Source organism: Halochromatium sp. (genome assembly GCF_054919635.1).
Window position 1 is genome coordinate 1 of the sequence record NZ_JBUDPI010000316.1, and the last position, 4,371, is coordinate 4,371.

3 protein-coding genes are annotated in these 4,371 nt (G+C 65.8%); all 3 read left to right on the forward strand.

Translation table 11 applies throughout. From position 1 onward, the window contains the following. The coding region (locus ACY693_RS15670; RefSeq protein ID WP_462322748.1) for a hypothetical protein at positions 1–406 on the forward strand (406 nt) is incomplete at its 5' end. After that, positions 399–1,547 carry a glycosyl hydrolase family 8 gene (locus ACY693_RS15675; protein WP_462322749.1) on the forward strand — a complete coding sequence of 383 codons (1,149 nt, stop codon included), beginning with the start codon at positions 399–401 and terminating at the stop codon, positions 1,545–1,547. The genes ACY693_RS15670 and ACY693_RS15675, both read left to right, overlap by 8 nt. A 100-nt stretch (positions 1,548–1,647) precedes the next feature. Further along, a complete protein-coding gene (locus ACY693_RS15680) occupies positions 1,648–4,029 on the forward strand; it encodes a cellulose synthase subunit BcsC-related outer membrane protein (protein WP_462322750.1) in 2,382 nt (793 codons plus the stop codon). Positions 4,030–4,371: the final 342 nt, after the last annotated feature.

Consider the following 4,371-nt stretch of genomic DNA (forward strand, 5'->3'; position numbering starts at 1 on the left):
CTCGCCAGTGCCGCCGGGAACCTTGCTTGGCACCCAGGGCGCGCTGCTGAGCTTCGAGTCGCCCACCGAGACGGGCCAGGCCGTCCTCATGCTAACCGCACGGACCCCTGAGCTGCTGCAAAGCCGGACCGCGCGGCTGGTTCAACCAGACTTCTGGTACAACCTCAAGGGCGCCTTTGTGCTCTGGGAAGAGACCGAACAGAGCCTGCTCAGCCGCCCGCCGCAGCGCACCTTCACGGTGGGTCAGGTGGCGCCTAGCACTTGGCTCACGCACCTGCTCAGCGCGTATCCCGCGGCCTTGATCGGCGTGACCTTACTGCTTGTTGCGCTGATCGCCTCGCTGCTTTTCGGAGTCACCGGGCGCTTCCGCCGTCGCCGTCATCCCCGAGGGTCTGATGATGTCTAAGACACAACGTTTCGCTGTATCTCTGACTGCCGGGTTTGCGCTGATGCTGATCGGCAGCGTGGTACTCGCCGCTGCCGATTGTCCGCCGGATGTTGGCGCTCAAGCCACAGCCGACTGGTCGCGCTACGCGGCGCTGGTGTTGGCCGCGGACGGTCGCGTGCGCGACACCGGTAATGGCGACATCTCCCACTCCGAGGGGCAGGGCTTCGGCATGCGGCTGGCCTTCCACTACAACCAGCGCGAAGATTTCGCGCGTATCTGGCACTGGACGCGCACGCACCTCTATGTGCGTGGTGATCATCTCGCGGCCTGGCGCTGGCGTCCGGATGCCACGCCCCCGATCGACGACCAGAACAATGCGACCGATGGCGACCTGTTCATTGCTTGGTCATTGGCGCTGGCCGGGCGCTGCTGGGATGAGCCCGACTACACTGAATCGGCGCGCCGTATCGCTGATGACATTCGCGCCAAGCTAGTGCGTGAGACCAGCGCTGGTAGCCTGCTGATGCCGGGTGCCCAGGGCTTCGAGCACGGCCAGACCCTGACCTTGAACCTGTCCTACTGGGTCTTTCCAGCCTTCGCTGAGCTGGCGCGTTTGCAGCCCGAGGCGAAGGCATGGCCGGCACTGATGCAGTCCGGCGAGACCCTGCTGACCGAGCTAAGGTTCGGACGCTGGCAACTGCCGCCAGACTGGGCGACATGGTCGCCCGAGAACGGTTTTGCGCTCTCTGATCGATTCCCGCCGCGCTTTGGCTATGACGCTGTGCGGGTGCCACTGTATTGGATCTGGCAAGGTCAAGATGCTCATGCCCTCGAGGCGCTCGCCAGCTATTGGGGCGCCCAACGACGCTGGCCTTGGGCACCCGATTGGGTCGACCTCAAGACCGATGCCATCAGCAGCAATGCTGCACCCCTAGGCATTGCCGCTATCGCGGCATTGACAGGCTTTACGGCCGCTGAGAGCAGCGGCGGCATCCGCCTGCTGCGCCTTGCGCCCCTGTCAGCGGAGCCAGATGGCAGTCTCGATTACTACTCTGCGAGTCTGCGGCTGTTCGCCGGCCTGGCTGGGCAGGCTTGGTGCCGGCACCAGTCTCAGGAGGGCGCGGTGCCCTGCCTCGATGTCTGCGGCGATGGCGACTGAGGTCCTTGCGGCCCGATCTAGTCACCGATTGCTGCAGGCGGCGGCAGTCGCAGGTTGCGCGCTGTTGTGCGTTAGTTTGCTCAGCAGTCGCTGGGGCACGATGGCCGCGACTGGCCAAGATGCTGTGCTTGAGCAACAGACTCGTCCGCAGTTGGGTCTCACCGATGTCACGCATCCGGATTCAGCGGTTGAGCTGTCAAGCCAGACGCCTGCTGTTGAGATCGACGAGGGCACGCCAGCGGCGCAGGTGCAGACGGCCGACCCAGAGGCCAGTGTGCAATATCGCGCGGACGCGGAGCGGGTCACGACGCCCCCGTCTGGCACCACTGAGCCCGCACGCGAGCATATCTATTCCGCCGGCCGTCGCGCCGAGCCTGCGCTCTGGGCATTGCTGCATAGGGGACAGTACACAAGGCTCAAACAGGACATCGCCCAGCTGCGTGCCGACGACCCGAGCTGGCAGCCACCCGCTGAGCTGCTGCACTGGCTCGATCATCATCTGGCAGAGCAGGGCAAGACGCGGGCTGCTCCTGGTCGTGCAGCAGCCGCCGCGAGCAAGCCCGCGCCGCCGCCCGACCCCTACGGCGTTGCCCTGGCGCGGGCTGGTCGCCTGCAGGATCGCGGCCAGAGCGCAGCGGCATTGCAGGCGCTAACGCCCTGGCTGAAGACCATCCGCGCGCGTCGCGATAGCCGGGCGATGACACAAGTCGGCTGGCTGCGGCTGACACTTGAGAAGCCTGAGCCAGCGTTGGCGGCGTTTCAGCAGGCGCTGCAGTGGCGTCCAAGCGATGACGCTGCGAAGGGCGAGCTCTTGGCACTCTCCGCCTTGGGCGAGGTCGATCCCTTGTTGTTGCAGGCCGAGTCCAGTACCGCAAGATGGCCCGCGTTGCGCGAGCCCGCTGCTGACGCCCTGCGCGCACTGGCCGCGCGCCTGCACCAGCAGGATGACTACGCCGACGCCGCGCGGCTGCTCAAGTCGGCGCTGGTGCTCTGGCCAGCGGATCGCGACGCCGCCCTGTTGACGGCCTGGAACGACTTCAAGCTTGGCCGTTACCGCGCCGCCGCCGATGCCTTCGAGGCGCTTTACCGTGCCGAATCCGATGAGCAAAGCGCCGATGGTCTGCTGCTCAGTCTCAAGCGGCTCGGCGACGACGACCAGCTGCGGCGGCTTGCGCAGGCGCCTGGACCCTTACATGCACTGTGGCAGCGGGATCAAGCCGAGACCCTGTTCAGCCAAGGGCAATTCCTCAGCGCCTATCGACTAGACCCCGATCTCAACCCGGCGTTGGTCAACATCGATAGCCCAGCGCTTGGCCTTGGCCTCGGCTGGCGCTCACGCACCGGCGAGCCGGGACTCGGTCAGCTGAACGAGCAGGCCGAGCCGCTGCTGCTTGCCTCGGGCTGGCTCGGCGCTATGGGTGTAACACTGGCCATCGAGCGGGTCTCGCTCGATGCCGGCAAGCCCGCGCCCGATGCGCTGATCGGCTCCTGGCCCGCACCCCAGGCGCTGGCGGGCCAGGAGCGGATTGGCCAGACGTTGGATGGACAGGCTGAGCGCGAGGCGAACCGGGTTGATGGCGGCTTGAGCTGGCGTCTGCAGCTCGACGACCAGCGTCACTGGCTGGGCGGCCGGCAGCTCAGCGCCGCCATCGGCCAAACACCGACCGGCGGGGCGCTCGACCCTGCCTGGCTGGGCTCGCTTCGCCTGGGCCAGCGTCGGTCAGCCTTTGCCTGGAACGCAACCCTGGAGCATCAGCCGGTGTCTGAGTCCATTCTCTCCTACACGGGCATGCGAGACCCGGCCAGCGGCGATGCCTGGGGGCGGGTCTCGCGTACAGGTCTGGTACTCGACGGCTGGCGGCTGCTGACCCCCGATTGGACGCTGGCCGGGCTGCTGCGCGCGCACGCCTATCGGGGTACCGATGTCGCCGATAACAGCGGCTACGAGCTTGGCCTGTCGCTTGGGCGCAATCTCAAGCACCCAGACTTTGCCTATCTCACCCTGGGACCAGCGCTCGAGGCCCGGCATTTCGAGCGCAATCTCAATCAATTCACCCTCGGGCACGGCGGCTACTACAGCCCCGATCTGGACCTTGGCCTGATGCTGGCGCTGGACTTCCAGACCCGGGAAGCGGCGCCCTGGCTGCTGCGTGGATCGGCGCGCGCTGGCTGGCGGATACAGGATGAGGCCGATAGTCCCTGGTTCCCGCTGGGCTTGCCCAGCGACAGGGCCACAGACATGGTGGCCGCATCCGCCATGCGATATCCAAGCTCACGCAAGCAAGGGCTTGGCGCCTCCCTCCAACTGCAAGGCGCAGTGCGACTGAGCCCGCACTGGCAGCTTGGTGTCCGCCTGTCGGGAAGCCACAGTCCGCAGTTCGACGAGCTCAGCGGTATGCTCTTTCTCCACCGCTTCTTTGAGCCTAGAGCGGCTGTCTTCAGTAGCGATCTACTGCCCGCAGGACTTGGCTCGGGACGCTGAAGTCCAGGGTGAGGTCTTGGATCGTTGTCCGGCAATCCACGACGGCTCGATCAGCCAGTCAACTTCTTCATATCTCCGCGGTTTTGATCAACGTGCTCGTGTCTGGTCAGCCATTCCCTTCGCCAAACCCGGCATGCGCCGAACGGCGACACCGAGAGCGCATTGGCACTGACTTTGGCCAGGATGATCGAGATGAGCTCAGTGCTGGCGACCAGGAGGCGGATGCTGTTATTTGGTAGGCTCAGCCACGACCCGATCAGGCTACCGTTGACCGCGCCCAGATAGACATGCGGCCACTCCAGCCCACTGAATGGCCACTGACGATGGCTATGGCGGGACTAG

Coding starts and splice junctions, on each gene's coding strand:
- ACY693_RS15675 (WP_462322749.1), top strand. CDS start 399: ATGTCTAAGACACAACGTTTCGCTGTATCTCTGACTGCCGGGTTTGCG.
- ACY693_RS15680 (WP_462322750.1), top strand. CDS start 1,648: ATGGCCGCGACTGGCCAAGATGCTGTGCTTGAGCAACAGACTCGTCCG.